Source organism: Bradyrhizobium sp. USDA 4353 (genome assembly GCF_054063215.1).
In genome coordinates, this window is record NZ_JBSSGB010000001.1 from 6,765,492 (window position 1) to 6,790,696 (window position 25,205).

Below are 25,205 nucleotides of genomic sequence, written 5' to 3' on the forward strand. Positions count from 1 at the left end.
TATGCACAGCATGTTCGACCCGCTCCACCTCTCGCGCCGCCACCTGCTGCAATTGGCGGGAACTGTCGCTGCAACGAGCGCGCTGCCGCTGATCACGGTCCGGCCGGCGCAGGCGACGCCCGCGATGCTGGCGTCCGCGATCGGCAATCTCGTCGGCGAAGCCAAGGTGCAGGTCGGCAAGATCAGGCTCGACATCCCGCCGCTCGTCGAGAACGGCAACACCGTGCCGATGACCGTCAGCGTCGATCATCCGATGACGCCCGACAACTTCGTGAAAAGCATCCACGTCTTCAACGAGAAGAACCCGCAGCCCAACGTCGCGAACTTCCATCTGACGCCGAGCGCCGGCCGCGCCCAGGTCACGACCCGCATCCGGCTCGCCGACACGCAGAAGGTCGTGGCAATCGCAAAGCTCTCTGACGGCACGTTCTGGTCGGCGAGCGTCGACGTCGTCGTCACGCTCGCCGCCTGCACCGAGGAGATGCCGTGATGGCCGCCGCCCTCGTCAACGTTCCTGCGAAGGCCAAGCGCGGAGCGCTCATCGAGATCAAGACCTTGATGAGCCACGTCATGGAGCCGGGTTATCGCCACACCGCCGCTGGCGAGATGGTGCCGCGCGACATCATCACGAGCTTCACCTGCAGGTTCAACGGCGCCGAGATCTTCCGCGCCGATCTGTATCCCGCCATCGCCGCCAACCCGTTCCTATCGTTCTTCACCACGGCCAGCGAGAGCGGCAAGTTCGAGTTCGAATGGATCGGCGACAACGGCTTCGTCGCCACGGCGTCGGCGGCGATCACGGTCGAATGAGGCGGCGCGCTCTCCTCGCTGCGGCTCTGCTCGGCATGGCGCTGCCCGTGCTGGCCGGCGAGATCGCCCCCGCCGACCGCCGCTCCGGCTATGAGTTCATGTCGCCGGATACCAAGACGATGCAGGATGACGACACCGCCAATCCCGCGATGCTGTCGGTGCTGGACGGCGAGACGCTGTGGACAACGAAGACTGGCGCGGCGAACAAGTCCTGCAATGACTGCCATGGCTCAGCCGATGTCAGCATGAAGGGCGTAGCCGCCCGCTATCCCGCCTTCAATGCCGCGAGCAGCGCGCCGGTCGATCTCGGCCAGCGCGTCAATCTCTGCCGCAAGCAGCATCAGGAGGCAGATCCGTTCGCGCCGGAGAGCCGCGAGCTGCTCGCGTTGACGGCGTTGATCGCCAAGCAGTCGCGCGGGATGCCGATCGCGGCCGGCGACGATCCACGGCTGAAGCCGTTCGTAGCACGGGGACGCGAGTTGTTCGTCCAGCGCCAGGGCCAGCTCAATCTCGCCTGCGCCAATTGCCACGACGACAATTGGGACAAGCATCTCGCGGGCTCCGCGATCACGCAGGGACAGCCGACCGGCTATCCGATCTATCGCCTGGAATGGCAAGCCATGGGCTCGCTGCAACGCCGCCTGCGCGGCTGCATGACCGGCGTCCGCGCCCAGGCCTTCGACTTCGACGCGCCCGACATGATCGCGCTGGAGCTCTATCTGATGTCGCGCGCTCACGACATGACGATGGACGCGCCGGCGGTACGGCCGTGAGCGCGACGAGCTTCTGATCCGTGTATCATCGGATGGCGCTGCAACGGAAGTCAACCTCTCCCCGCCCTTTGCGGGGAGAGGTCGGATTGCGCAGCAATCCGGGTGAGGGGCATGGCACATAGTCGCTCAGATGTCGGTCCTTCGGACGGGCACGGCAACGCCGCGACGTAAGCGGACTTGGACTTATTTTGCCGCGCGGCAGCAGATCAGTAAGGCGCGGTAGCGGCACTTCCCGTGCGGTTGCCCCTCACCCCACCCTCTCCCCGTGAAGAACGGGGAGAGGGAGCGCACTGGTGATGCGGCAATGAGTGGGGCCAATCTGGCTGATGCTCGAAGTCGAGCATGAGGACACTCATGCTTCGTCCAACCCGCGAGCTACAAGCTCCTCTCCTCACGCCTCCATCTTCCGTCCCTTCCTCGCCAGCACCGCGAGCGGGTCGATCGCAGTCGTCGGGCCGTCGGAGGCCTGCTTCATCAGCGGATCGGTGGCGATGAAGTCGATGAAGGTGCGGACCTTGGCGGAGAGATATTTCCGGCTGGGATAGACCGCCAGCAGCGGCGCCTTGATCGTCAGCAGCTCCGGCAGCACAGCCTCGAGCCGCCCCGCCGCAAGATCATCGGCCATCAGCCAGCGCGGCAGCACGGCCATGCCGAGGCCTGCGACGGCGGCCTGGTGCAGCAGCGTCTCATTGCCGCTGATCAGCACGTCGCGGAAGCCGAGCGCGACCTCGCCGTCCGCGTGGGGGACCAGGATCGTGCTCACCGGATAATGCGCATACTTCAGAAAGCCATGGCCATCGAGATCGGTGAGCGTCGCCGGCCGCCCCGTGGAGGCCAGATAGGCCGGTGACGCCACGAGCTGCATCAGCACCGGCGGCAGCGGACGGGCGATCAGCCCGTCTCCCGGCGTCGCCGAGACGCGCAACGCGAGATCAAAGCCCTCCTCGACGAGATTGACGAGGCGGCCGCTGAGATCGAGGTCGAGCACCACGTCCGGATGGCGCGCGTGATAGGCCGCGAGCATGCGAGCGAAGCGCGGATTGGCGAACCACACGGGCGCACTGACCTTCAACGTGCCACGCGCAATCACCGTGGCCCTGCTGACGACGGCCTCGGCCTCGTCGAGCTGATCGAGCATCGGGCGCACCTGGTCAAAATAGACCTGCCCGGCCTCGGTCAGGCCGACCCGCCGGCTGGTGCGGTTGAGCAGCCGCGTCGACAACCGCTGCTCCAGCTGCATGACGTGCTTGGAGGCCATCGCCGGCGACAGGCCCAGGCGGTCGGCGGCCGCGGCGAAGCTCTTGAGCTCGGCGACGTGGCAGAATACCCGAATACTGACGAGTGTATCCATCATCAACCCAAGGGAAACGATGCTTCAATGAGAAGCATAATGATCAAATCCGGCGAAATCATCAATGTCGGCGCAGGAATCAATCCCGGAGACCCCTGATGTCCGCGACGACGACCAACGATCTTCCCCTCCAGCCCTCCCTCGCCCTGCGCATCGGCCTGTGGGCTGCCCAGGCTCTGCTGTTCGCCCTGTTCGCCTTCGCCGGCGTGACAAAATTGTTCACGCCGATCCCGGAGCTGTCGCAGATGATGCCCTGGGCTGGCGAATATCCGGTCGGCTTCGTCCGCACCCTCGGGCTGATCGATCTCGCCGGCGGCCTCGGCATCCTCCTGCCCTCGCTGACCCGCATCATGCCGCGCCTCACCGTGCTGGCCGCGCTCGGCTGCACCATCTTGCAGGTGTTCGCCTTCGTCTTCCACATCTCGCGCGGCGAAGGCGCGGTGACGCCGCTGAACATCGTGCTGCTGGCGCTGTCGCTATTCGTGCTGTGGGGCCGCAACAGCAAGGCGCCGATCGCGCCGCGCGGGTGAGCCGAGGTCACTCGGCGCTGGGTGATCCAGCGCCGGCTTCCATCTCACGCACCCCAAAGGAAGCAGCGATGAGCGACCCTGTTGCATCCGTCTCGCGCCGCGGCTTCCTCGCTGGCGCGACGGCCCTCGGCGCCCCAGCCCCCGCCGTGCCGGCCGTCGCCCAGCCTCGCCACGGCATCGTCGTGCTGATCGACCGCAACGACCCGCATGTCATGGGCCATGCGATCAGCTACACGGCCAATCTGTCCCGGCATTTTGCCGGCAAGGGCCAGGCCGCGCCGCCGATCGAAATCGTCGCCAACGGCTCTGGCATCGATGTGTTTCGCGCCGACAAGTCGCCGCTCAAGGAGCCGCTGGCGACGTTGCGCCAGATGTTTCCGAACGTCGTGTTCAGCATGTGCGCCTCGTCGAAGTCGATCGCCGAGAGCAAGGAGAACGTCACCATTCAGCTGATCGACGGCGCCAGGCTGGTGCCGTTCGGGATCGGACGAATGGTCGAGCTGCAGATGAAGGGCTGGGCCTACGTTCATGGCTGAGCCCGTGTTGTCCAGCGCGCTGACACGCCGTGCGGCGCTGGTGGGAGCGGCCACCACGATCATCACCTCCTCAGCGCGCGTCCGCGCTGCCGAGCAGGATCTAAGGCCGCCGCTGTTCAGCAGCGGCCGCAGCCAGTTCATCGTCGAGCGACCGCGCAATCCACTGCCGCCGCTCAAGCTGCAGGACATGAGCGGCAAGGACGTCACGCTCGGGCCGAGGCCCGGCCATGTCACGCTGGTCAATCTCTGGGCGACATGGTGTGCGGCCTGCAAGACCGACCTGCCGACGCTCGCGGCGCTGGAGCGCATGCACCTGCCGGCTACAGATATCTGGACCATCTGCACCGACCGCCGCGACATCAAGACGATCCGCCGCTATGCGGAGGCGATCGCGATGCCCCGTCTCTCCTTCGCCGATCCACACGCGCAGGCGACCAACCCGGCCAACACCGAGGCCTCCATGTTCGCTACCCCGGCGATGCCGATCACCTATCTGATCGGCACCAGCGGCCTGATCGAAGGCTACGTGACGGGCGCTGCCGAATGGCTGTCAGAACCCGGCCAGGCTTTGCTGCGCTACTATCTCGATCTGCCGTGAGCATCAAAGCCGGCGGCAAGGCCGCCGGCTGAGTTCGCAATCACGAGCCCAACTACTCCGCCGGCGCGGCATGCATATCAGCGTGCGGCACGTAGCTCTCGGACATGCCGAGCCGTCCCAGCCAGAACAACCCGCCCGCGACGACGACATAGGCCAGCGCCACCGCCGGCGTGACGCCGAAGCCGCCGCCGATGCCGACGGCCTCGCCATGCATGAAGCCGAAATAGGTCATCACAGCTCCGGCCAGCGCAAAGGCCGCCGCCTTGGTGAAATCGCGCTCAATCACGAACACGCCGATGGCACCGAGCACGAGGCCGGCGAGGATCGAGCCGCCGCCCATCACTTCCAGGCCGTGATACAACACGCCCTGCTGCGGCAGCGCGGCGATCGCCGCGGTCTTGACCGCATCGACCTTGTCCGCCGCGAGCCCGCCGACCGCTTGCGCCGCCGTCACCGTGGACGCCAGCATGGTGTCGATCTGCAGCTTGGCCCAGGCGGCGAGATGCGGCGTGAAGGCGAGCACGATCGCCGGCGCATGCTTGACCGGCGTGGTCTGGAACGCCTGCGCACCGATCAGCATGCCGATGTACAGCAGGATCGGCGAGATCGCGACCACCGGCACCAAGGCCAGCAGCACCGAGATGATGCCGAGCCAGGACAGCACGATCACCATCAGCCCGGTCGCCGCGGAGTAGCCGATGCGGCCGCCCATCGCCTTCCAGCCGGGATGGCCGATGTACACGGCGTTGATGAACGGGTTGCCCATCATGCAGCCGATCAGGCTGACGACGCCGTCGGCGGTCAGCACGCGCGTGGTCGGATATTCGTCGCCGGCGGCCTCCGCGCTCTCGACGTTATCCATGGCCTCGACGAGGTCGTAGATGCCGAACGGGATCGCGGTCACCAGGATGATCCCGAGATATTCGAAGCCGGAGAACACCGTGCCGAACGCCGGCAGCGGCACCGAGAAGCCGAAGCTCGCGAAGGCATCACCGACGCCCTGCACGCTGAGCCCGCCGAGCCCGAGGCCGAACAGGTTCGAGCCCCACGCGATGATCATCCCGACCGCGATCGCGACGAGGCCGGCCGGCAAGCCCTTCGGATATTTCACACCGCCGAACCAGCTCACGAGGATGATCGCGAAGCATACCAGCCCGATCTGCGGCGTCATGTACATCTCGAGCGCCGGCCGCATCGAGATGAAGGTGACGGAGACGCCGGCGAGCGTGCCGAGCAGCGCTGCGCGCGGCGTGATCTTGCGGATGTAGGGCGCGATGAAGCCGCCGATCATCAGGATGAAGCTCTGGAAGAACACCCAGACGAGGCCGGCCGACCAGCCCTTCAACGGGTCCCCGGTCTTCAAGGTGATCGGCAGCATGATCACGAAGGTGACGATGAACATGTGCGGGACGCTGACGCCTGAGGGCAGCGCGCAGACGTCGCTGCGCCCGGTCTTCTGCGCCAGCCGATAGGCGAGGAACGCGTAGTAGAAGGTCGAGAGGCACATCATCAGGCCGAGCGCCGGCAGGATGCGGCCGAACACCAGGCTGTCCGGCATCTTCAGGACGAAGCGCAACAGCCCTGTCAGGACGAGCATGTTGACGAGGATATTGGTGCCGAAACCGAAGAACGCGTTCCAGTCGCCGGGTGTCCAGAGCACCGGCTTGAAATCCGCTTTGACCGAGCTTGCCGTCCCGCTTCCGCTCATCGCCTTGCTCCCCTGTTTGCCGTCCGCTACATGGTCGAACTCATTCGTCTCAGATCTCTCAGTCCGTCCCTCAGGCCATCTCTTAGGACATGGCCTTCAGCACCGCGGCGGAGTCCGCGACCCAGCCGAAGATGCCGCCTTGCGCCTTGATCATCCTCAGGCCCATCTCGTGGAATTCCGGAAAGTAGGAGGCGCAGCCGTCTGATATGACGACGCAGCGGTAGCCGCGGTCATTGGCCTCGCGCACGGTGGTGTTGACGCAGACCTCGGTGGTGACGCCGCACACCAAGAGGTTCTCGATGCCGTGATGCTTCAACACATCGCCCATCTCGGTCGCGTAGAACGCGCCCTTCCCGGGCTTGTCGATCACGACCTCGCCGTCGGTGGGATAGAGCGCAGGAATGATGTCGTGCCCGGCCTCGCCGCGAATGAGGATGCGCCCCATCGGCCCGGGATCGCCGATGCGCAAGCTGGGAGCGCCGCGCTCGACCTTCGCCGGCGGTGCGTCGGACAGATCCGGCTCGTGGCCTTCACGCGTATGGATCACCAGCATGCCGGTCTTGCGCGCGGCCGCCAGCACATTGGCGATCGGCTGCACCGCGCGCGCGAGCTGCGAGACATCGTTGCCGAGCGTCTCGCCGAAGCCGCCAGGCTCCATGAAGTCCCGCTGCATGTCGATGATGACGAGCGCTGTCCTGGAGAGATCGAGCGCGATCGGCTCCGGCTCGGCGGTGATCGTGGCGGTTGCCGCTACCGATGAGTTCGCCATGTCAGCCGCCTGCCTCCCCGCGAGAATTCCTCGCAACTGATGAAGCAAGCGCTATGCCATTGTGTACAATGGCGAGGATGCCGAGAACGGTCAGGAAGGTCGAGCCAATTCAACGGCTTGAGCCGATGGATGGCGCTGCCCGGTCGCTGAGCAGCGATCAGGTGCCCGCACGTCAGCTTATTTCTTGAGCCGCCATTGCATGCACTGCTCGCGGCCATGCATCTCTGCGCGCCAGCTCAACCAGCGACTCGACATGACGAGCGGCCACTCCTCCAAGCGAGACCTCAATTGAAGAGATGCGCCGTTTCCGTCTTTCCGCTTCCGAGACGAGACGGCAGCGGTGCGGGCTCAGATCCGTTGGGCGGAGTGGTTCGCCACGCCGCTGATGTCCTTCAGCTACCGAATCTCGATTGCGCCGACGCTCAACTCAGCGCTGCTCCGGAACTGGGCTGCAGGTCGTGCGGCGAGGCTGTTGGCAGAGCTCTTTGCAGTGCTCTCGGCGCTCGCAGCTTTGTTGGCAGACGGGACAAGTCCCGATGTCGCGTTGAATGTCACCGTTAGTTCTTTGGTATCGCTCCCCCCTAGTTTCTGTATCGCTTTGGTAATGTCGAACTGGAAGGTGCGTGAGACGCTCCCATGGTGCTGCATCCCCTCCATCGGATCGAAAACTCCGAACCAATTGATCGTGCCGACATGCTCGCGAACATCAGGCGCATCCTTGCGCGCGACAAACACGCTGAGAAGTGCTCCGGGATCAGCCTGAGAGCTGACGTCACGCAGCACCAGGGTCGTTCGTTCTGGTGAGGGCGCGGCGAATTGGCGGAACTTTCGATCCTCGATCGCGACATTGACCGACGTCACGGTTGAATTCAGCCGAATGGGCTGTGACTTGGCTGAAGCGTTCTGATCGGATCCATCGGCCTGGGCCACCAATGTCGGCGTTGGCGTTCGCGTGCAAGCGCTGTCGTTGTCGTACATGTAGCCGAGCACCTTGGTATCGAGGAAGTCTTTCACCGGCCGCTTCACCAACTCACCGTTCTCGTCCACCAAGCTGAACTCCTGGTTCTGCCAATCGCCAGGCTTCTCGTCCGGGTGGGCGTGTTGCCAGCACGACCACATACGATCGATATTGGCGTGATGTTCATAAAAGATCGGATCGTTCGCCGCTACACCGACGAGCCCCATCACCGGGACCGGGCAGGTCTCACCGACGGAACAGTGCACGTTACCATGCACGCCCCGTTCAATATCGCCCTCATACTGCAAGAAATTAGTGTCCGTAGTGAGAGGACCGTCGATATCCGTGATTTGAGGATCCAATCCGGCCGAGCCGTCGTTCAAGCTATCAGCACGTCGCCAATCATAGAGCGGAGAGGCCGGATCGCGGAACGCATCTGGGAGAGCCGTTTGGGCCGGATCGGTATAGTCCCAATACGGCAAGGTGAGCGTCGGATCATTCGCGGCCCACCGCAGCACGCGCTCGAAATAATAGAGATACATTCTGTGCCAGCCGAAGAAATTCAGCTGCTGGCCCTGCGGGGAATGTTGGCAAGTCGCCCATACGGCATTCGCAATCGCGTCTGGCGGCGTCTGATCCTGGAAGCCCGGCTTGCCATCCGCTCCGAGCAAGCGCGGAATGAATTGCGAAAGACCGAGATCGTTCAACCGGTTTTTCTGAAAGTCCACCGTCCGAAACTTGCTGGACGGCCCCAGATAGCCGTGAATGTTGGCCCAGTACTTCCAACTGCGTCGAAAATCGACGCTGTCCGACGGACTGCTGTCGAGCGACCTCATCTTCGCGACCGCCTTCTCCAGGCTCGCGAGCCGCTTGGCGCCGTCTGGCCCGGCGATGAAATCCTGCCATTTCATCCGGAGTTGCGGTGCGGGGGCGGATGCCTGCCCATAAGCACCATAGCTCATCATCGATACGACGAGACCAAGCATCGCTCGGGCTGCCCAGGTGGATATCCCCGCCATCACAACCTCCTCGACCAAATCATGTCGTATGGCCACAGCCGGCGTCCGGTCTATGTCAGTCGCATTACAAACCTACGAGCCATTGCATTTGACTATTCCACTTCTGGTAGATTTATATGTCAAGCGTTTCGGAGGTCTCCGGTGCTCGAAACCGCATTTCGATCTTACTGATCCGCCGCTTCCAATTAGATCGCCCGAGTGCACTGGGGGCTTATGAGTGGCTCGTCACAATCAAACACGAGGACTTTGCTGTTCGGTCACCCCATGGAGAGACGTGTGACCTCCATCGCCCATACGGACGTCGACGCGCATCGCATAAGCTGATTGACGCAGCCCTCTCTGTTGCGATGGCAGTGCCGCCATGGTACTTTGAACTATTCCTCTTGTCTTAGATCTTTTGCGATAGCCTGCTCCATCATCGCCTCCAATGTTTCGTGAGGGACTTACAGATGGCCAGCTCAGATTTGGTCGGCTCGTGGACCTATCGAAGTTTCCGTAATGATCCGACGCCGGTCGACGGCGACCCACAAAAGGCGCTGGGACTGTTTTTCGCCGAGGCCGAGTTTCGCTTCGAGGCGATCTCAGACACGGCCTTCAAGGGCGTGATCGATTGGGGCAGCGGCGGGCTGGACCTCGCTGGCGAGATCAGAACCGGGAGCGCTGACACCCCGGTCGCGTTTGCAATCACCGGCATCGGCCGACCGGGCACCCAGACGGACGGTTGGGAATACGACTACAACGGCTGCCTCGCCTACCAATGGCCCGCCGGCATCCGTCAGGTCCAAGCGCTCGTCGGATCTCTCATCCGCGCCAAGCCGCACAATGGAGCACCGGCAGGTTATACGGCTTCCTTTATCGCCGTGCGCAGACCATAGCCACAGCAGGGGTACGCCGATGAAGCTGGGAATTCCCGTCTATCAGGGCGTCAACCTTCTGGACGTCGCCGGTCCCTTGGAGATGTTCTATTGGGCAGGCCAAATCAAATCGGACTTCGAAGCCATCCTGATCTCGGAGGACGGCCAGGCCGTGACGTCGATCAACGAAGTCCGGTTTGATGCTCACGCGAGCTTTGCCGAGGCCCCCATGCTCGACATTCTCTGGGTCCCGGGCGGGAAGCCCGAAGCCCTCGAGACCATCATGCGCGATCCCGACTCGGCCTACCTCAACTATCTGCGTCAGATCGCGCCCAACGCCACCTGGGTCTGCTCGGTGTGCGAGGGCGCGCTGCTGCTCGCCAGAGCCGGCCTGCTCGATCATCACGAGGCGACGACGCATTGGGCTTTCGTCGACTGCTTGAAGAAGTTTCCGGCGATCAAGGTCGATACGACCTACAAGCGCTTCCTCGTGTCAGGCAACCGACTCACGGGCGGCGGCATCTCATCGGGACTGGACGAGTCTCTGGAGCTCATTCGGCTGATCTTCGGCGCCGACGTCGCGAAGGACGTTCAACGGACCACGCAGTACTTTCCGCAGCCGCCCGTGCATGCGCAACTGCCGGCAAACGCTCCGCGCTGCGACATGGTTTGGGAATAGCGCTGGCGCCTTGAGGCGGGTTCTGGTGACAAGACCTCGCGTGTCGTTCGCCAATTTAGTGCGCCGGCAACGACAGATATGGCGCTGAGGTCGACATCACCGGGGGATGGGTCGCGCAGCAGGGCCTCGCACCGGCACCGATATCTCACGTCATTCTTATCTCGGAGAACGTCGATCACGTCTCCCCACGACTCCCGCCGCGGAGTAAGGGTCCGGGGCAAGCCCGGCACGACAGTGGCGGATTCCGGGAAATAAGCACAATCCCAGCTTTTCACCGTCTCGCCGACGCGCTTCACGCAACCAGCGCCCGGCCCGTTCCTGACGTGTTCGAGACATTTATTCTCGCGGGCCGCATCAGTTCAAAAGAACAATCCACCGGAGTCCGGCTATCATCTCCTCCACCGAAGATCGAATTTTACCGCAATCACAACCAATTGAGTTTCAAAGGATAATGACAGCAGCCGTCATTCTTGATCGAATGATCGGCGGTCAATCGGGTTGATCGCAACCGGCCGGCCGATCGAGATCTTGCATCGAGACGCTGCCGCGCCAAAACTCAGAACGCCCCGCAAGCGAGGAACCGGAATGCCAACCACCTTGGACCTGAAGCTGCTGCGCTCATTCGTCATGGTGGCCGATCTCAAGAGCGTGTCGAGAGCGGCCCAGCATCTGCACCGGGTGCAATCTGCCGTCAGCCAACAAATCCAGAAACTCGAACTGCAGGTCGGGGCGCCTCTCTTCGGAAGAGCGAAGGGCGGCTTCACGCTGACCCCGCTTGGCCAAACCCTATACCCGATCGCCGTCAAGTTGCTCGCTCTGAACGACGAGATGATCGAGCAGGTCGATCGACGACATCACAAGAATGTTCTCATCATAGGCACCTCGGACGTCTACGCTCAACACCACGTTGCGCAGATACTCGGGACGTATAACGACACATTTCGTCACGTCCGAACCGAGCTGGTTTGCGGCTACAGCTCCGCCATCTGGCATCTTCTCCTGGAGGGAACGATCGATGTTGCGATCACGCAATCGCGGCCGGATTCGGTACCCGGCGAAATCCTCTACGCTGAACCCTTGGTATGGGTCGCTGCCCGACACTATACTCCCGATCAGCTACGCCCATTGCCACTCGCTCTCTACGGAGACGGCTGCGCCGATCGCACAGCCGCGATCAAGAGCCTGACCCGCGCAAACATTGCTTATGATATCATCTCGGAGAGCAACCATTTTTCGGGCGTGATCGCGCCGGTCAAGGTCGGCATCGCCGTTTCGGTTCTTCCGCTCTCGGCTGTGGATCGGACGATCAGCGTTCTGAGCCCATCGCACGGGCTGCCGCAACTTGGTACGCTCGAGATCTCCATCTCCCAGAGGCGCCGGACGCCGCCGAAGGAGCTCACCGGCTTCTGCGAAGCAGCGCGATCATACTTCGCGAGCGCTATGATGAACGCACCCACGGAGCAGCGTCCGACGGACCCGAAGCCGCTAATACGCCCTCGTCGCGCAACTCACGCCTGAAGATCACCGAGCACGTTCTTCAACGGACAAAGCTCCTGGCAATGGCGGCGGCGACAATGAGGAGAACGGCCGAGAGAACAGCGGCAGCGTGCATCCCGTCCACGATTTTGTCAGGACCACCGGCGATCAGCGCGCCGAAAACGGCGACACCGATCGCTCCTGCCGCCTGACGTGCCGCGTTGAGCACCGCGGAACCTGTGCTTGACCAGGCCCTCTCCACGCTGGACAGCATCGCATTGGTCATGGCGGGCACCGCCAAGCCCATCCCTGCCGGGATTGTCGTGAAAGGCAGGAGCATGGCGTAGTACGCCGATTGTGAGCTCAATGGCAACAACAGGGCAAAGCCTCCAGCGCAAATCAGCGCGCCCGTCACCATTGGACTGCGGTTTCCGTGGCGAGCAGCCATCCAGCCGCTGAACAGATTGGCGAGAATGAACGTCGCCGTCAGCGGCAGGAAAGCAAGACCGGCCAGGTCAGCCGAATAGCCACGAACCTGTTGGAGATAGAGGCTGACGACAAAGATCAAGCCATAATAGCTGAAGTTGATCGCGATGCCGAACAGCACTGTCGCACTGAAGTTCGGGTGTGTGAAAAAGGTCAAAGGCAGCATTGGATCAACCGCCCTGCTCTCGATGTAGATGAAGGCCAGCCCGCTCACCAGTGAGAACGCCAACCCGACCAAGACTATCGGATGAAAGAGACCAAGCGAGCCGGATCTGATGACTGACGCGATCAAGAGCGTGAGCGTCAGGACAGCGGTGACTTGTCCGCCCAGATCGAACCTGCGCGGCAGCCCGCGATGGGTTTCCGCGATGCGTGCAGTGATGGCGAGGCCGAGCAGACAAAATGGAATATTGACGAAGAAGATGCTCCGCCAACCCAGGGTACCCAGCAGGAACCCGCCGACAATCGGCCCGGACGCAACCGATACGCCGGCGACCGCCGTCCAGGCGCCAATGGCGCGGGCCCGCAGAGCCTTGTCACCTGCGCATGCATGATTGAGCAGCGCAAGCGACGGAGGCACCAAAATAGCCGCTCCAATCCCTTGCAGGATGCGGGCAGCAACCAATTGCTCGATCGACTGAGCGACGCCGCAGATCATCGAGGCCGCTCCAAACACCGCGAGGCCGATCATATAAGCGCGCCGAACACCTATTCTGTCGCCGAACGCGCCCGCCGACAGCAGCAGCACAGCAAACGGCAAGGTATAGGCGTCCACGATCCACTGCAGACTGTCGACACCCACCCGAAACTCGATGCTCAGATGAGAGAGCGCGACGTTGACGATGGAGACGTCCAGCTGCACCACGGCGAAGCCAATGCTCGTTGCCATGACGACCCAGCCAATGGGAAGGCTCATGGACGTCGCTTGATGTCGCTTTGGACAGCTCAACTCGATCTCCCGTGACGTCGCATCGATCAGATCAACCCGCACATTCCGCGGGACGCTCCATGGGTGCCAACTCATCCGGACGCCAACAGACATGCGGGCGAGGCAGAGCATCACGCGCCACCAGGCCATGACGCGAGATCACACCGCAAACGAGAAGATCTGATGCATCTATTACAATTCGCGATATGCGCCGATGGCTCGCGAGGTCCTCAAAACCCGACGATTGTCACATGCGCAACGGCGAGCTTTCAGACATCGTCGGTCTCACGGAACGGCAATGCGCTTCCCTGGCTCCAGAGCCTTGGCCAAAGGGGCCGATCGTGTCTCCCAATGCAGCGAGGTGGACCTCAGTGAATTCTGAAAAAAATAAACATCTTGCATTTCTACCGAATTCATGATCTTCTCTCGCCATCCCGCCTCACTTCGGGGCGTTGCGCGCGATCGTCACGACACGCGAGGCGGGGATGCGATGGCCGCGAGAGCTCGCAGCATGTCCTCCTGGGCGTGCGGACGAACGGGCTGTCACGGACGGTCAAGTCGCGTGGTCCTGGCCTCCCGAAGCTGAGGTCAAGTTTGCGTCGCTGCTGATGCACGGCGCGGATGACGGTGGCCAACAAGCCGGTGCACCGGGGAGACCGCGGAGCAGCCGTCAACCCATCGCGCAGGGAATGCCGGAATGTCGGCTGAACCTGTGGTACCTGCCGCCTGCATTCTTGTTCGCAGGCGGGCCATGGGTGAGGCCCTCACCCGGCATTCCCTGCGCCCTCTGCATTGTTTGCGGGGGCGACCTGACCGCAGGACTCGGGCGTCATGCGCCGCGAGAGCGCGATGTCATGTCCATGCTGTTTGAGACTGTGAAACCGGCTACACGACGCGACCGTAGGGTGGGCAAAGGCGCGCCCTGAACCTGTGTTTGAGCCAAAGCTTCTTCCCGCGCCGTGCCCACCATGGTTACCCGAGCAGGCAGATGCACGGTGGGCACGGCGCGGGATGGAGCGGAGCGAACAACTCACAACCCGGCGCGCCTTTGCCCACCCTGCAGACGACAAATGATCCTTCGTTACTGTCTAATGCAGAGAACGCGCCCCACCCACATCTGTCGTCCCGGACAAGCCCGGCAACGCGCAGCGTTGTCGGGCGCCGATCCGGGACCCATACGCCGCGGCAGATGTGTTGGGCAAAAGGCCAATGACCAGCCTGCCTCAAAACGCTCCCTGGGGGTATGGGCCCCGGCTCAAGGCCGGGGCGACAGCGCTGGGCGACGCCACGGCGCAGCGCTCCACGACGATCAGGACGCCTGTCGCGCCGCCGGCTTGCGCTCCACCGGGTGGATGTCGATGCCGCGCAATCGTCCCAGCCGCAGCACATCCATCGCCACGGTGCGGCCGATGCGGTCGCGGTCGAGGACGCGGATCAGATCGTCGACGCCGTTGATGTCGACGCCGTCGAGCTTGATCACGACATCGCCCGGCAGCAGGCCGGCGCGCGCCGCGGGGCCGTCCGGCTCGATCTGCATCAAGAGCGCGCCCATCTTGTTCTCGACGCCCGCGAGGACGGCATGACGCCGCGGCACCGGCGCGGTCTGGCCGGAGACGCCGATATAGGCGCGGCGGACGTAGCCGTGGCGGATGATCTCCGACAGCACGAACTGCGCGGTGTTGCTGGCAACCGCAAAGCAGATGCCCTGCGCGCCCTGGATGATGGCGGTGTTGATGCCGATCACCTCGGCGGCCGACGACACCAGCGCGCCGCCGGAATTGCCGGGGTTGAGCGCCGCATCGGTCTGGATGACGTCCTCGATCATGCGCCCCGAGACCGAGGGGATCGAGCGGCCCAGCGCCGAGACGACGCCCGCCGTGACGGTCGACTCGAAGCCCAAGGGGTTGCCGATCGCGACCACGAGCTGGCCGCGGCGCAGGCTCTTGGAGTTGCCGAGCGCCGCATAGCGCAGGTCGCGCGCATGATTGGCGCGCAGCAATGCGAGATCGGTGTCGGGATCGACGCCGAGCACCTGGGCATCGGTGACGACGCCCTCGACATCGCGCAACCGGATGTCCCTGGAGCTGCCGACCACATGGCTGTTGGTCAGCACCAGCCCATCCGGCGAGATCACGATGCCGGAGCCGAGGCCGCCGCGCTCGGCGCGGGAGCCGGCGGTCGATCCAGCCTTGGGACCAGTCTCGACGCGCACGACCGCGGGCCCGACCCGCTCGGTGACGTCGATGACCGCATTGGAATAGGCGTCGAGCAGCGCCCGGTCATCGACCGGGACGGCAGAAGACGCTTGCGCCGGCGACAGCTCGTCGCCGGCGACAACGGAGGTGAAATCCAGCATGACGTAATTCCTTCGTAACGTCAGATGGGTAGCTGGCCCCGCCAACGCAAGACGGGCGCTCGCTGCGAACCCGGCTGCCCTTGGCGAGACTCATGGTCGATGTGATAGGACTTCAATCGGGTATTTCATGATTGTGATTGCGGGAGAAAACATGCGGCTGCGAGACCGGCTGTTGTCATTATGTGCGGCGATCGTGATGGGGGCCGGCATGACCGGCGGTGCGTTCGCCGCGACCGCCACGGTGCGCAGCGGCGACACGCTCCAGCTCGGCGACACCGTGTACCGGCTCGACGGCATCGATGCGCCGGAGGTCGATCAGGTCTGCATCGACGACCATGCCGATCCCTGGAGCTGCGGCGTCGAGGCGCGCGAGCAGCTCACGAAGCTGATCGGCGGCCGCTCGGTGCGCTGTGAGGATTTAGGCCCGGACAAGCCGCTCAAGACCCGCAAGATCGGCCTTTGCGCTGTTGATGGCGACAAGGTCAGCCTCAACCAGCAGATGGCGCGCGCGGGCTTCGCAGTTAGCGTCGAGCCGGCCGCCAAGGCACGCGTCAAGGACGACATTGCCGCCGCCAAGGACGCCGCGCGCGGACTGTGGAAGGGATGCTTCATCGCTCCCGCCGAGTTCCGCAGCGACAAGAAGGATGGCGCCCTGCTCGGCGCCGCCTGCCGCGCCGATCGCGACCGCGAGATCCGCGCGGTGCTATTCCCGGAAACCCCGAGCGCGCCGCCCGGCTGCACCATCAAGGGCAAGTTCGCCGTGCGCGCCCGCGTCACCGGCAATATCGGCATCTATCACCTGCAGGGCTGCCCGAGCTATCCCGCGACCACCGAGCCCGACCGCTGGTTCTGCTCCGAGGACGACGCGAGAGCCTCCGGCTTCCGTCGCGCGTTCAATTGCCGGGCGGGGAGGAAGTGAGCCGGCACTGAATCGTAGGGTGGGCAAAGCGGCGCCGCAGGCGTCGCGTGCCCACCATCTGTCCGAGCATGCGGGAGATGGTGGGCACGGCGCGGGTGAGTTCGGCGCAACACAACAGATGCTCGGGCGCGCCTTTGCCCACCCTACGGACCCCGTAAACGTCAGCAAGTCTCACTGCTGCATCTGCATCAGCTGATTCATCGGCATCATGTTGTGATTGAGGTTCGCCATGATCCACAGCGAGCCGCCGACGACGAGGAACACGATGATCAGACCAAACGCCAGCGCCAGCACGTTGTTGGTGTTGTCGGGCCCGGTGGTGATGTGGAGGAAGAACACGAGATGCACGCCCATCTGCGCAATCGCGAGCACGATGATGGCGACGGGAATGGAGGGCTGCCAGACGAGATGGGTGCCCGCGATGAAGAACGACACGGCGGTGAGGAGGACGGCAAGCCCGAGGCCGGCGAGATAGAACAGAACGTGCGAACGCAGGTCGCCATGCTGCTGCTCGCCGGGCGCGAGATCGCCGCGGTCGCCAAATTCCTGGGCGTGATCGCTCATGTTGCACTCCCAAGCAGATAGACCACGGAGAACACCGCGACCCAGATGATGTCGAGCGCATGCCAGAACAGCGCGAAGCACAGGATGCGGCGCTCGATGTCGGCGCGGAAACCCTTCGCCACGACCTGGGCCATCATGGTCAGCAGCCAGAGAATGCCGGCCGCGACATGCAGGCCGTGGCAGCCGACCAGCGTGAAGAACGCCGACAGGAAGGCGCTGCGGCTCGGTCCGTCACCGCGGCCGACGAGATCGGCGAACTCGCGAATCTCCATCAGCAGGAAGCCGGCGCCGAGCAGGCCGGTCACGGCCATCGCGATCTGGAACCACAGCGCGTTGTGGCGATCGGCGGCGATGCTCGCCATGCCGCAGGTGAAGCTCGACAGCAGCAGCAGCGCGGTCTCGATCGCGACGTTGCGGATGTCGAACAGCTCGGCGCCGCCGGGGCCGCCGGCCGTGCCGCCCGACAGCACCGCGAAGCTCGCGAAGAAGCACGAGAACATCACGATGTCGGAGAGCAGGAAGATCCAGAACCCGAAGCCCGTCACGATCCGCTTCGGCGCCGGCCCCGGATGCTCGGTGGCGCGCAGATGATGCGGGTCAGTAAGAGCCGGCGATTGCTCGACCGTGGTCACCGACATCGGCCCACTCCGGCTGCAAACAGATCAATGCGCATGCGACGCTCCGCTCTCCTCGCGCGACTTGTTCTCGCTGAGCTGCGGTCCCGGCGCCGGCGCGATGTGCTGCATGGCGATCTTGCCGAACAGCTCGGGATCATCGAGCCGGTAGGTCTTCGGCGTCTTCTCGATCGACTGCACCGCGAGCTGCTTGTAGCTGCCCTCGTCGAGGGTCTGGTCGCTCTTGGCCGCGTTGGTCGCCCAGTTGGAGAAGTCGGGCTGCGACACCACATTGGTGTCGAACATCATGTCCGGAAAGCCGTCGCCGCTGAACTGCGAGGCGAGCCCCTTATAGGTGCCGACATGATCACCACGCAGGTTGAGCCGCGTGACCATGCCGTTCATGGTGTAGATCATGCCGCCGAGTTGCGGGATAAAGAACGCGGTCATCACGCTGCCGGAGGTCAGCTCGAACTGCAGCGGCGCGCCGATCGGAACGGTGAGGCTGTTGACGGTGGCGATGCGCTGGTCGGGATAGATGAACAGCCATTTCCAGTCGAGCGACACCGCCTGGATGCGGATCGGAAGCCCGGTGCCGTCGACCGGCTTGGCGGGATCGAGCTCGTGCGAGCCGATCCAGGCGACGCCGCCGAGCAGGATCACCGTGAGCGCCGGGATCGACCACACCACGAGCTCGACCGCGCCCGAATAGGCGAAATCAGGCCTGTAGCGCGCGCGGGTGTTGGAGCTGCGGAACCAATAGGCTGCGGCCAGCACCGCGATCGACGTCGGAACGATGATCGCCAGCATGATGATCACGGAATCGATCAGGATCGTCTGCTGGGCGGCGGCGATCGGTCCCTTGGGATCGAAGATGTTCATGCGGTCTTCCGGCGTTCAACCCCGCACACAACCGAGTTGCGCTGCGGAGGTTCCTGCGCCGCAAAACACACATTTGCGGGTGACGCGACAGGTCGTGCCGTTACCGTTGTCGGAACTCAGCGTCTCCCATCGCAGGCGATGGGACGACCGGCCGCGGTGGCGCGATCAGGACAACGCGCCGAGCACGCCGCGCGTGGCCTGGTCGATCTCCTCGACATAGCGGCGACGGGCGAACGACTCGGTCAGGAAGCCGATCACCTTGCGGCTGTTCTCCGACTCCAGCACGGCGAGCTCCTCGGCGCCGGAATCGTCGAAGATCTTCATCGCCGTCTTGACGTTCATTTCCGGCAACAGCGCGACCTCGAAATATTTGGCGAGCTCGACCACCTGGATCTCGTCGGCGATGGAGTCGAGCTCCCCGGAGAACAGGTCGGGCAGCGACACCAGCCCGCAATAATCGTCGCTGTTGTTGACCACGACCACCGCCTGCCGCGTGCCGAGCGCGAATTCGCGGCGGCAGGCCGCGATGCTGGTGGTGGTCGGCACCTTGGCGACGTCGGAGCGCATCAGCCGCTCGACGGTGAGGTTGCGCAGCCAGCCGACATCGTTGGCGCTGCGGATGGTCTCGCCACGCAGATGCAGCCGCCAGGTCGAGAACGAGTGCCCGAACAGCACGCGCACGCAGACGGATGTCACGATGCAGGCGCCGAGCACGACGGCGGTGACGTCGACGCTGCGGGTCATTTCCAGCACCAGGAAGGACATCGTCAGCGGCCCGCCGACGATGGCGACTCCCAGTGTCGCCATGCCCGTGAGCATCGCGACCAGCGGATCGAGCGCCAGGCTCAGTCCGGCCATCGCGAGCAGGCCCGCGAACAGCTTACCGAGCAGGCTGCCGATGAACAGCGAGGCGAAGAACAGGCCGCCGCGGAAGCCGGAGGCCAGCGAGATCAGGCACGCCGCGAGCTTCAGCACGATGATCGTGGCGATGAAGCCGACCGCCATCTCGCGATGCAGGTCGAGCAGCATCGCGCCGTGACCGGCCGCCAGCACCTGCGGCGTCACGATCGCCATGGCGCCGACGCAGACGCCGCCGATCACCGGCCGCAGCCAGACCGGGATGCGGACGAACAGCCGCTCCACCGCCGGCGAGGCGCGCATCACCACGATGCCGATGAAGGCGACCAGCAGCGCCAGCACGAACAGCGCGATGTACTGCTCGAAGCCGACGGCGCCGACCTTCTGGATCTCGAGCGAATACGGCGCGCCGGTGAGATATTGCGAGGTCAGCGCGCCCGCCAGCGAGGCCGCCAGGATCGGCGCCGCGCTGCCGACCGAGTAGACGCCGACGATCAGCTCGCAGGCGTAGAATGCGCCCGTGATCGGCGCGCCGAAGGCGGCGGCGATGGCGGCGGCCGCGCCGCAGCCGACGATCAGCCGGAGGTCGTTGCGGCGGAGCGTGAGATACTGCCCGAGCAGCGAGGCCACGCCGGCGCCGATCTGGGTGTAGCCGGCCTCGAGGCCGACCGAGGCGCCGGATCCGTTGGACACCAGGGTCTGGCTGCTGACCACGATGCTGTCGCGCATCGACAGCCGCCCGCCACGCAGCGCATTGGCTTCGACCGGGTCGACCGCCGCGGCAATCTTCCAGCGCCGCCGCAGCCATTCCATCAGGCCGAGGACGAGGCCGCCGCAGGCCGGCGCGATCAGCGCGACGACCGGGTTGACCCAGGCATTGGCGCTGAGGCGGACGTCGATCGGGATGCCGTAGATGATCACATGCGCGAATTGCGCGATCAGGCTCATCACCGTCACGATCGCGCCGGTGCTGACGCCGATCACCAGGGCCAGCGGTATCAGGTAGAACTCGTTGCTGCGCAGCAGCGCCCGCAGCCGCGTGACCACCCGGTTCGAAGCCTTGCGATCGATGATATGCGACAGCGTCGAGAGCACGAGAGCCATTTCTTCTACAAGGAGGCCTCTGCGTGGCAATAACCTGCCGCAATTTGCGGAACAAGCGCGAATTCCTTTCCAGCCGAAACGTGGTTGACTGGTCCGGAAACTGGAACCGCAGCGGCCCGTGTCGACGCGTCAACGGCGCAACGCGGCGAAAGTGGCAAGCCACGTTCCGAAACGGCGACGCCCGCTGCGGCCGGGCCGGAGCGGGCGTCGCTTGCGGATCGCAGGATTTGGGCCGCTCAGACCCGCTCGATGATGATCGCCGGCGCCATGCCACCGGCCGCGCACATCGTCACCAGGCCGCGCTTGAGGTCGCGCCGCTCCAGCTCGTCGAGCAAGGTGCCGATCAGGATGGAGCCGGTGGCGCCGATCGGATGTCCGAGCGCAATCGAGCCGCCGTTCACATTGACCTTGGCGCGGTCGAGCTTGAGGTCGCGCATGTACTTCTCGGCGACGACTGCGAACGCCTCGTTGATCTCGAACAGATCGATGTCGTCGATCGTGAGCCCGGCCTTGGCCAGCACCTTGCGGGTCGCCGGCACCGGAGCGTTGAGCATCAAGGTGGGGTCATCGCCCATATTGGCCATCGCCACCACGCGCGCGCGGGGCTTCAGGCCATGCGCCTTGGCGTAGGACGGCGAGGCCAGCAGGATCGCGGCGGCGCCGTCGACGACGCCGGAGGAGTTGCCGGCGTGATGCACGAACTCGATCTCGAGGCCGGGATAGCGCTGCAGGATCAGGTTGCGATAGGTCGTGCCCTTGTCGTCGAGCGCATAGTCGGCGATCGCCGGGAACGCCGGCTTCAGGCCGGCCAGCGCCTCCGCCGTGGTCTGCGGCCGCGGATATTCCTCATGGTCGAGCGCGAGGCTGCCGTCGTCGCGATGTACCGGCACCAGGCTTCTCTTGAAGTGACCGCCCGCGATCGCCGCCGCCGCGCGCTTCTGGCTCTCCAACCCCAGCGCATCGACATCGGCGCGGGTGATGCCTTCCATGGTGGCGATGGCGTCGGCGCAGACGCCCTGGTGCGATTGCGGGTGCAGCGCGCGCAGATGCAAATTGCCGGCGTCCATCATCAGCGGCCCCTCGCCGCGCCGTCCCTCCATCGACATCATCTCGCAGCCGCCGGCGACGACGAGATCCTCCTGCCCGGCCATGATCTGGGCGGCGGCGATGTTGACGCTGGTGATGCCGGAGCCGCAGAAGCGGTCGAGCGTGACGCCGGAGGCGCGGATGTCGTAGCCGGCATCGAGCGCCGACATGCGGCCGAGATCGCCGCTCTGCGGTCCCCGCTGCGAGGAGCAGCCCCAGATGATGTCGTCGACGTCGGCGGTGTCGATGCCGGTGCGCTCGGCCAGCGCACGCAAGACGGTCGCGCCGAGGTGTTGCGGATGCAGCCCAGCCAGCGCGCCCTTGCCGGCCTTGCCGATGCCGCGCGGGGTCCTGCAGGCGTCGATGATGAGCGCGTCGGCCATGGTGTTTCCTCTCCTGATCAGCTGCAACCGGCGGTCCGGTCGTCCTTGCTTTGGTCGATAGCATTGCGCCGTCGCGCTCGACAACCGCGTGAACTGCGGATCAGGCTTGAATGCCTCGCGCTCAGGTGCTTGACGGAGAACGCTTTTTTCACGGCACGGAACCGCCCGCGCAAGCCGCGGACAGGATCTCGCTCCGACGCGACTTCAACCGGTCGAGCAGCACCGGCAACGGAGCACAGCACAGCGCCATCACTCGCAAGCCGCACGCAAGGACGTCGCGATAAGCCGATGAGCGCAGGAGACAATTTGGCTCTCGGCTGGGAGGTGACGTCAAATGTGGGGGATGTCGGATGGCGGCGAGCGCGATCCTTCTGCAACACGATAGCCGTGAAATGATGGACACATCACAAGCGCACTTTGCGTCCACAGCATTTGACGCGATGACGCGAAGCTTCCATGAAGATGCACCCCTCCCCCGCCTTCCGCTCGACAGGACCTGACATGAGCAGTTCGAGTTCGACCCTCGCCGTCCCCGCCAGCCGCGCCTGGTGGAAGGAGCTGTGCGTCCAGGTCCTGATCGCGATGGCCGCCGGCATCGTGCTCGGCGCGGTCAAGCCGGATCTCGGCGCGCAGATGCAGCCGCTCGGCGACGCCTTCATCAAGGCGATCCGGATGCTGATCGCGCCGATCATCTTCTGCACCGTCGTCAACGGCATCGCCCACATGGCCGACATGGCCAAGGTCGGGCGCGTCGCGATCAAGGCGCTGGTCTATTTCGAGGTGGTCACGACGCTGGCGCTGATCATCGGGCTCGCGGCCGTGAACCTGTTTCAGCCGGGCGTCGGCATGAATGTCGACCCGGCCACCATCAACTCCGCGACCATCGAGCCCTACGTCAAGCAGACGGCCGCGGTCGGCCTGGTGCCGTTCCTGCTCAACATCATTCCTCAGACCTTCGTCGGCGCCTTCGCCGAGGGCAACATTCTCCAGGTCCTCTTCATCTCCGTCATGTGCGGCTTCGCCCTGATCTGGCTCGGTGACCGCGCCAAGGCGGTGACCGACGTGATCGAGGTCGCCGGCCAGATGATCTTCGGCGTCGTCCGGATCGTGATGTGGGCGGCGCCACTCGGCGCCTTCGGCGCGATCGCCTTCACCGTCGGCAAGTTCGGAATCGGCTCGCTCGCCAAGCTCGGCCTGCTGCTCGGCAGCTTCTATCTGACCTGCCTGATCTTCATCGCCGCCGTGCTCGGCCCGATCGCCGCCTTCGCCGGCTTCAGCCTGTGGAAGCTGATCCGCTATATCCGCGACGAGATCCTGGTCTGCATCGCCACCACCTCGTCCGAGACCGTGCTGCCGCGCATGCTAGCGAAGCTCGAGGCCGCCGGCTGCGAGCGCAGCATCGTCGGCCTCGTCATCCCCACGGGCTACTCGTTCAATCTCGACGGCACCTGCCTCTACCTCGCGACTGCCGCAGTCTTTCTGGCGCAGGCCACCAACACGCATCTCGACATCGGCCACCAGATCGGCCTCCTGCTGATCCTGCTGGTGACATCCAAAGGCGCGGCCGGCATCGCCGGCGCCGCCTTCGTCGTGCTCGCGGCGACGCTTGCAGCAACCGGTACCATTCCTGTCGCCAGCGTCGCGCTCGTGCTCGGCATCCATCGCCTGATGTCGCAGGGACTGACGCCGACCAACCTGATCGGCAATGCGGTGGCGACCATCGTCATTGCACGCTGGGAGAATGGATTGGACGCGGCGCGCCTGAAGCAGGTGCTGGATGGCGAGACAGTGGCATCTGATGCAAATTGAAATCATCCGCATAGGTGTGGATTTGCTTTGGCTGCCATGACGCCGATCAAACGGCGCATGACCTAAAATTAATAGTTATCTCCTTCGTCCCGCCTCCGCACTCAGCTAATGAAGCGGAACGGACGGCTGATGGCCTACGTGGTCGCGTCCGAAACGATCAGAAACGTTCACGGAGTGAGCGCCTGCGGACAACCGTCTCGCCACGCCATCGGTGTGCCTGACGATCATTCGGAGATGACGATGAACAAGCAGCTGCTGCTCAAACTCCACCGCTGGATCAGCCTGACCTTCGCGCTGCCCTTGCTCGTGATCATTGCCACCGGACTGATCCTCTCCTTCGAGCCGATGGCGCAGGTCGCAGCCGTCAAGCCCGGCAGCGTCGACCCGGCCCGCGTGGTCGGGCTAATCAAGCAATATGACCCGGACGGCAAGGCGCGCGGGATCTCGATCAATCCGACGACGCAGCATCTGACCTTGCAGGGACGCCCCGGCACCGAGCTGGACATGACCACCGGCGCCGTCGCGGACAAGCCTGCGATGTCGAGCCTGTTTCAGTGGGCGCGCGTGACGCATGAGCACCTGATCGGCATCGAGGGCCTCACGACGATCTCCACCATCGGCATGATCGTCATCATGATCATCGGCATCCTGATGGGGCTGCCGCGGCTGCGCAACACGCTGTCCGGCTGGCACAAGGGCGCCGCGTGGTTCACGCTGCCGCTGATCCTGCTGAGCCCCTTGACCGGCGTCCTGCTCGACCCCAGCAACAGCTTCTTCAGTGCGCCGGCGACGTCATCCAAGCGCGTGTCCTTGACGGAGGCGGTCAGCATCGTCGCCAGGGATCATGATCTTGCGACCGTCAACATGATCGGTAGCCGCGGCGGACGAATGATGGCGCGGATCATCGAGGGCGACGAGTTGCGCGCCTATGCCGTGACCGCCGACGGCCTCTCCGCGCTGCCGCGCAACTGGGTGCGGCTGCTGCACGAAGGCAATTGGTCGCTGATGGGCAGCGGTGCCAACGTGCTGATCTCGCTGGTGCTGCTCACGCTGCTCATCACCGGCGTGCTGATCTGGGCGCAGCGCCGGCTGCGCCGGCCGCAGCGGACGAGAGAGCTCCGGGCGAGCCCCGCGACGTCTTCTGTCACGCCCTGA

The 25,205-nt window shown here is 64.4% G+C and carries 23 protein-coding genes; 12 read left to right on the plus strand and 11 right to left on the minus strand.

Going from position 1 to position 25,205, the window contains the following annotated elements; genetic code table 11:
- Position 1: 1 nt before the first annotated feature.
- The 3 genes from ACVILH_RS30630 to soxA are packed head-to-tail and all read left to right on the plus strand — an operon-like array spanning position 2 to position 1,583.
- A complete protein-coding gene (locus ACVILH_RS30630; RefSeq protein WP_456716222.1) occupies positions 2–490 on the plus strand; it encodes a SoxY-related AACIE arm protein in 489 nt (162 codons plus the stop codon).
- A complete protein-coding gene (gene soxZ / locus ACVILH_RS30635; protein WP_456716223.1) occupies positions 490–810 on the plus strand; it encodes a thiosulfate oxidation carrier complex protein SoxZ in 321 nt (106 codons plus the stop codon). Before ACVILH_RS30630 ends, soxZ begins: the two co-directional genes overlap by 1 nt.
- Entirely contained in the window at positions 807–1,583 is a 777-nt protein-coding gene (gene soxA, locus ACVILH_RS30640; protein WP_456716224.1) for a sulfur oxidation c-type cytochrome SoxA, read from the plus strand. The genes soxZ and soxA overlap by 4 nt, the downstream gene beginning before the upstream one ends.
- Before the next feature lie 391 nt (positions 1,584–1,974).
- Here soxA and ACVILH_RS30645 read toward each other — a convergent pair whose 3' ends face one another.
- Complete coding sequence (locus ACVILH_RS30645; RefSeq protein ID WP_456716225.1) at positions 1,975–2,934, minus strand: LysR substrate-binding domain-containing protein; 960 nt, start codon at positions 2,932–2,934, stop codon at positions 1,975–1,977.
- A 98-nt stretch (positions 2,935–3,032) separates the two neighbouring features.
- Between ACVILH_RS30645 and ACVILH_RS30650 the strand changes: the two genes are divergently transcribed.
- The 3 genes from ACVILH_RS30650 to ACVILH_RS30660 all read left to right on the plus strand — a co-directional run bounded on the left by ACVILH_RS30650 (position 3,033) and on the right by ACVILH_RS30660 (position 4,598).
- Positions 3,033–3,464, plus strand: coding sequence for a DoxX family protein (locus ACVILH_RS30650; RefSeq protein ID WP_456716226.1), 432 nt, complete (start codon positions 3,033–3,035; stop codon positions 3,462–3,464).
- A gap of 68 nt (positions 3,465–3,532) precedes the next feature.
- A complete protein-coding gene (locus ACVILH_RS30655) occupies positions 3,533–4,000 on the plus strand; it encodes a DsrE family protein (RefSeq protein WP_456716227.1) in 468 nt (155 codons plus the stop codon).
- The gene (locus ACVILH_RS30660) at positions 3,993–4,598 is read left to right on the plus strand and encodes a TlpA family protein disulfide reductase (protein WP_456716228.1); all 606 of its coding nucleotides are present in this window, start codon (positions 3,993–3,995) and stop codon (positions 4,596–4,598) included. Before ACVILH_RS30655 ends, ACVILH_RS30660 begins: the two co-directional genes overlap by 8 nt.
- A 52-nt stretch (positions 4,599–4,650) precedes the next feature.
- Here the strand turns inward: ACVILH_RS30660 and ACVILH_RS30665 are convergent, their stop codons facing one another.
- The 3 genes from ACVILH_RS30665 to ACVILH_RS30675 all read right to left on the minus strand — a co-directional run bounded on the left by ACVILH_RS30665 (position 4,651) and on the right by ACVILH_RS30675 (position 9,052).
- Positions 4,651–6,306, minus strand: coding sequence for a regulator (locus ACVILH_RS30665; RefSeq protein ID WP_456716229.1), 1,656 nt, complete (start codon positions 6,304–6,306; stop codon positions 4,651–4,653).
- A gap of 82 nt (positions 6,307–6,388) precedes the next feature.
- The gene (locus tag ACVILH_RS30670) at positions 6,389–7,075 is read right to left on the minus strand and encodes a cysteine hydrolase family protein (RefSeq protein ID WP_456716230.1); all 687 of its coding nucleotides are present in this window, start codon (positions 7,073–7,075) and stop codon (positions 6,389–6,391) included.
- A 396-nt stretch (positions 7,076–7,471) separates the two neighbouring features.
- The gene (locus ACVILH_RS30675; protein WP_456716231.1) at positions 7,472–9,052 is read right to left on the minus strand and encodes a tyrosinase family protein; all 1,581 of its coding nucleotides are present in this window, start codon (positions 9,050–9,052) and stop codon (positions 7,472–7,474) included.
- 449 nt (positions 9,053–9,501) lie between these two features.
- Between ACVILH_RS30675 and ACVILH_RS30680 the strand changes: the two genes are divergently transcribed.
- The 3 genes from ACVILH_RS30680 (at position 9,502) to ACVILH_RS30690 (ending at position 12,103) form a co-directional block, all read left to right on the plus strand.
- Positions 9,502–9,927 carry a hypothetical protein gene (locus ACVILH_RS30680; RefSeq protein WP_456716232.1) on the plus strand — a complete coding sequence of 142 codons (426 nt, stop codon included), beginning with the start codon at positions 9,502–9,504 and terminating at the stop codon, positions 9,925–9,927.
- A gap of 19 nt (positions 9,928–9,946) precedes the next feature.
- A complete protein-coding gene (locus tag ACVILH_RS30685; RefSeq protein WP_456716233.1) occupies positions 9,947–10,585 on the plus strand; it encodes a DJ-1/PfpI family protein in 639 nt (212 codons plus the stop codon).
- 585 nt (positions 10,586–11,170) lie between these two features.
- A complete protein-coding gene (locus tag ACVILH_RS30690; RefSeq protein WP_456716234.1) occupies positions 11,171–12,103 on the plus strand; it encodes a LysR substrate-binding domain-containing protein in 933 nt (310 codons plus the stop codon).
- 19 nt (positions 12,104–12,122) lie between these two features.
- Here the strand turns inward: ACVILH_RS30690 and ACVILH_RS30695 are convergent, their stop codons facing one another.
- Positions 12,123–13,463 (minus strand): MFS transporter, encoded by a 1,341-nt coding sequence (locus ACVILH_RS30695; protein WP_456716235.1) that lies wholly within the window; start codon positions 13,461–13,463, stop codon positions 12,123–12,125.
- 1,321 nt (positions 13,464–14,784) lie between these two features.
- Positions 14,785–15,831 (minus strand): S1C family serine protease, encoded by a 1,047-nt coding sequence (locus ACVILH_RS30700; RefSeq protein WP_456716236.1) that lies wholly within the window; start codon positions 15,829–15,831, stop codon positions 14,785–14,787.
- Between the two features lie 151 nt (positions 15,832–15,982).
- On the opposite strand from ACVILH_RS30700, the gene ACVILH_RS30705 reads away from it, so the two are divergent.
- On the plus strand, positions 15,983–16,750 hold the full coding sequence (locus ACVILH_RS30705; RefSeq protein ID WP_456716237.1) for a thermonuclease family protein: 768 nt from the start codon (positions 15,983–15,985) through the stop codon (positions 16,748–16,750).
- A gap of 171 nt (positions 16,751–16,921) precedes the next feature.
- On the opposite strand, the gene cyoD is transcribed toward ACVILH_RS30705, so the two are convergent.
- The 5 genes from cyoD to ACVILH_RS30730 all read right to left on the minus strand — a co-directional run bounded on the left by cyoD (position 16,922) and on the right by ACVILH_RS30730 (position 22,241).
- Positions 16,922–17,314, minus strand: coding sequence for a cytochrome o ubiquinol oxidase subunit IV (cyoD, locus tag ACVILH_RS30710; RefSeq protein ID WP_456716238.1), 393 nt, complete (start codon positions 17,312–17,314; stop codon positions 16,922–16,924).
- Positions 17,311–17,952: a cytochrome o ubiquinol oxidase subunit III gene (gene cyoC / locus ACVILH_RS30715; RefSeq protein WP_456716239.1), complete on the minus strand. Its 642-nt coding sequence runs from the start codon at positions 17,950–17,952 to the stop codon at positions 17,311–17,313. The genes cyoD and cyoC overlap by 4 nt, the downstream gene beginning before the upstream one ends.
- 24 nt (positions 17,953–17,976) lie before the next feature.
- The gene (locus tag ACVILH_RS30720) at positions 17,977–18,810 is read right to left on the minus strand and encodes a cytochrome ubiquinol oxidase subunit II (RefSeq protein WP_456716240.1); all 834 of its coding nucleotides are present in this window, start codon (positions 18,808–18,810) and stop codon (positions 17,977–17,979) included.
- 165 nt (positions 18,811–18,975) lie between these two features.
- Complete coding sequence (locus ACVILH_RS30725; protein ID WP_456716241.1) at positions 18,976–20,772, minus strand: chloride channel protein; 1,797 nt, start codon at positions 20,770–20,772, stop codon at positions 18,976–18,978.
- 236 nt (positions 20,773–21,008) lie between these two features.
- Positions 21,009–22,241, minus strand: a complete 1,233-nt coding sequence (locus ACVILH_RS30730) for an acetyl-CoA C-acetyltransferase (RefSeq protein WP_456716242.1) — start codon at positions 22,239–22,241, stop codon at positions 21,009–21,011.
- Positions 22,242–22,742: 501 nt separating this feature from the next.
- On the opposite strand from ACVILH_RS30730, the gene dctA reads away from it, so the two are divergent.
- Both dctA and ACVILH_RS30740 read left to right on the plus strand, forming a co-directional pair.
- Positions 22,743–24,050 (plus strand): C4-dicarboxylate transporter DctA, encoded by a 1,308-nt coding sequence (gene dctA, locus ACVILH_RS30735; RefSeq protein WP_456716243.1) that lies wholly within the window; start codon positions 22,743–22,745, stop codon positions 24,048–24,050.
- A gap of 240 nt (positions 24,051–24,290) precedes the next feature.
- Positions 24,291–25,205: a PepSY domain-containing protein gene (locus tag ACVILH_RS30740; RefSeq protein WP_456716244.1), complete on the plus strand. Its 915-nt coding sequence runs from the start codon at positions 24,291–24,293 to the stop codon at positions 25,203–25,205.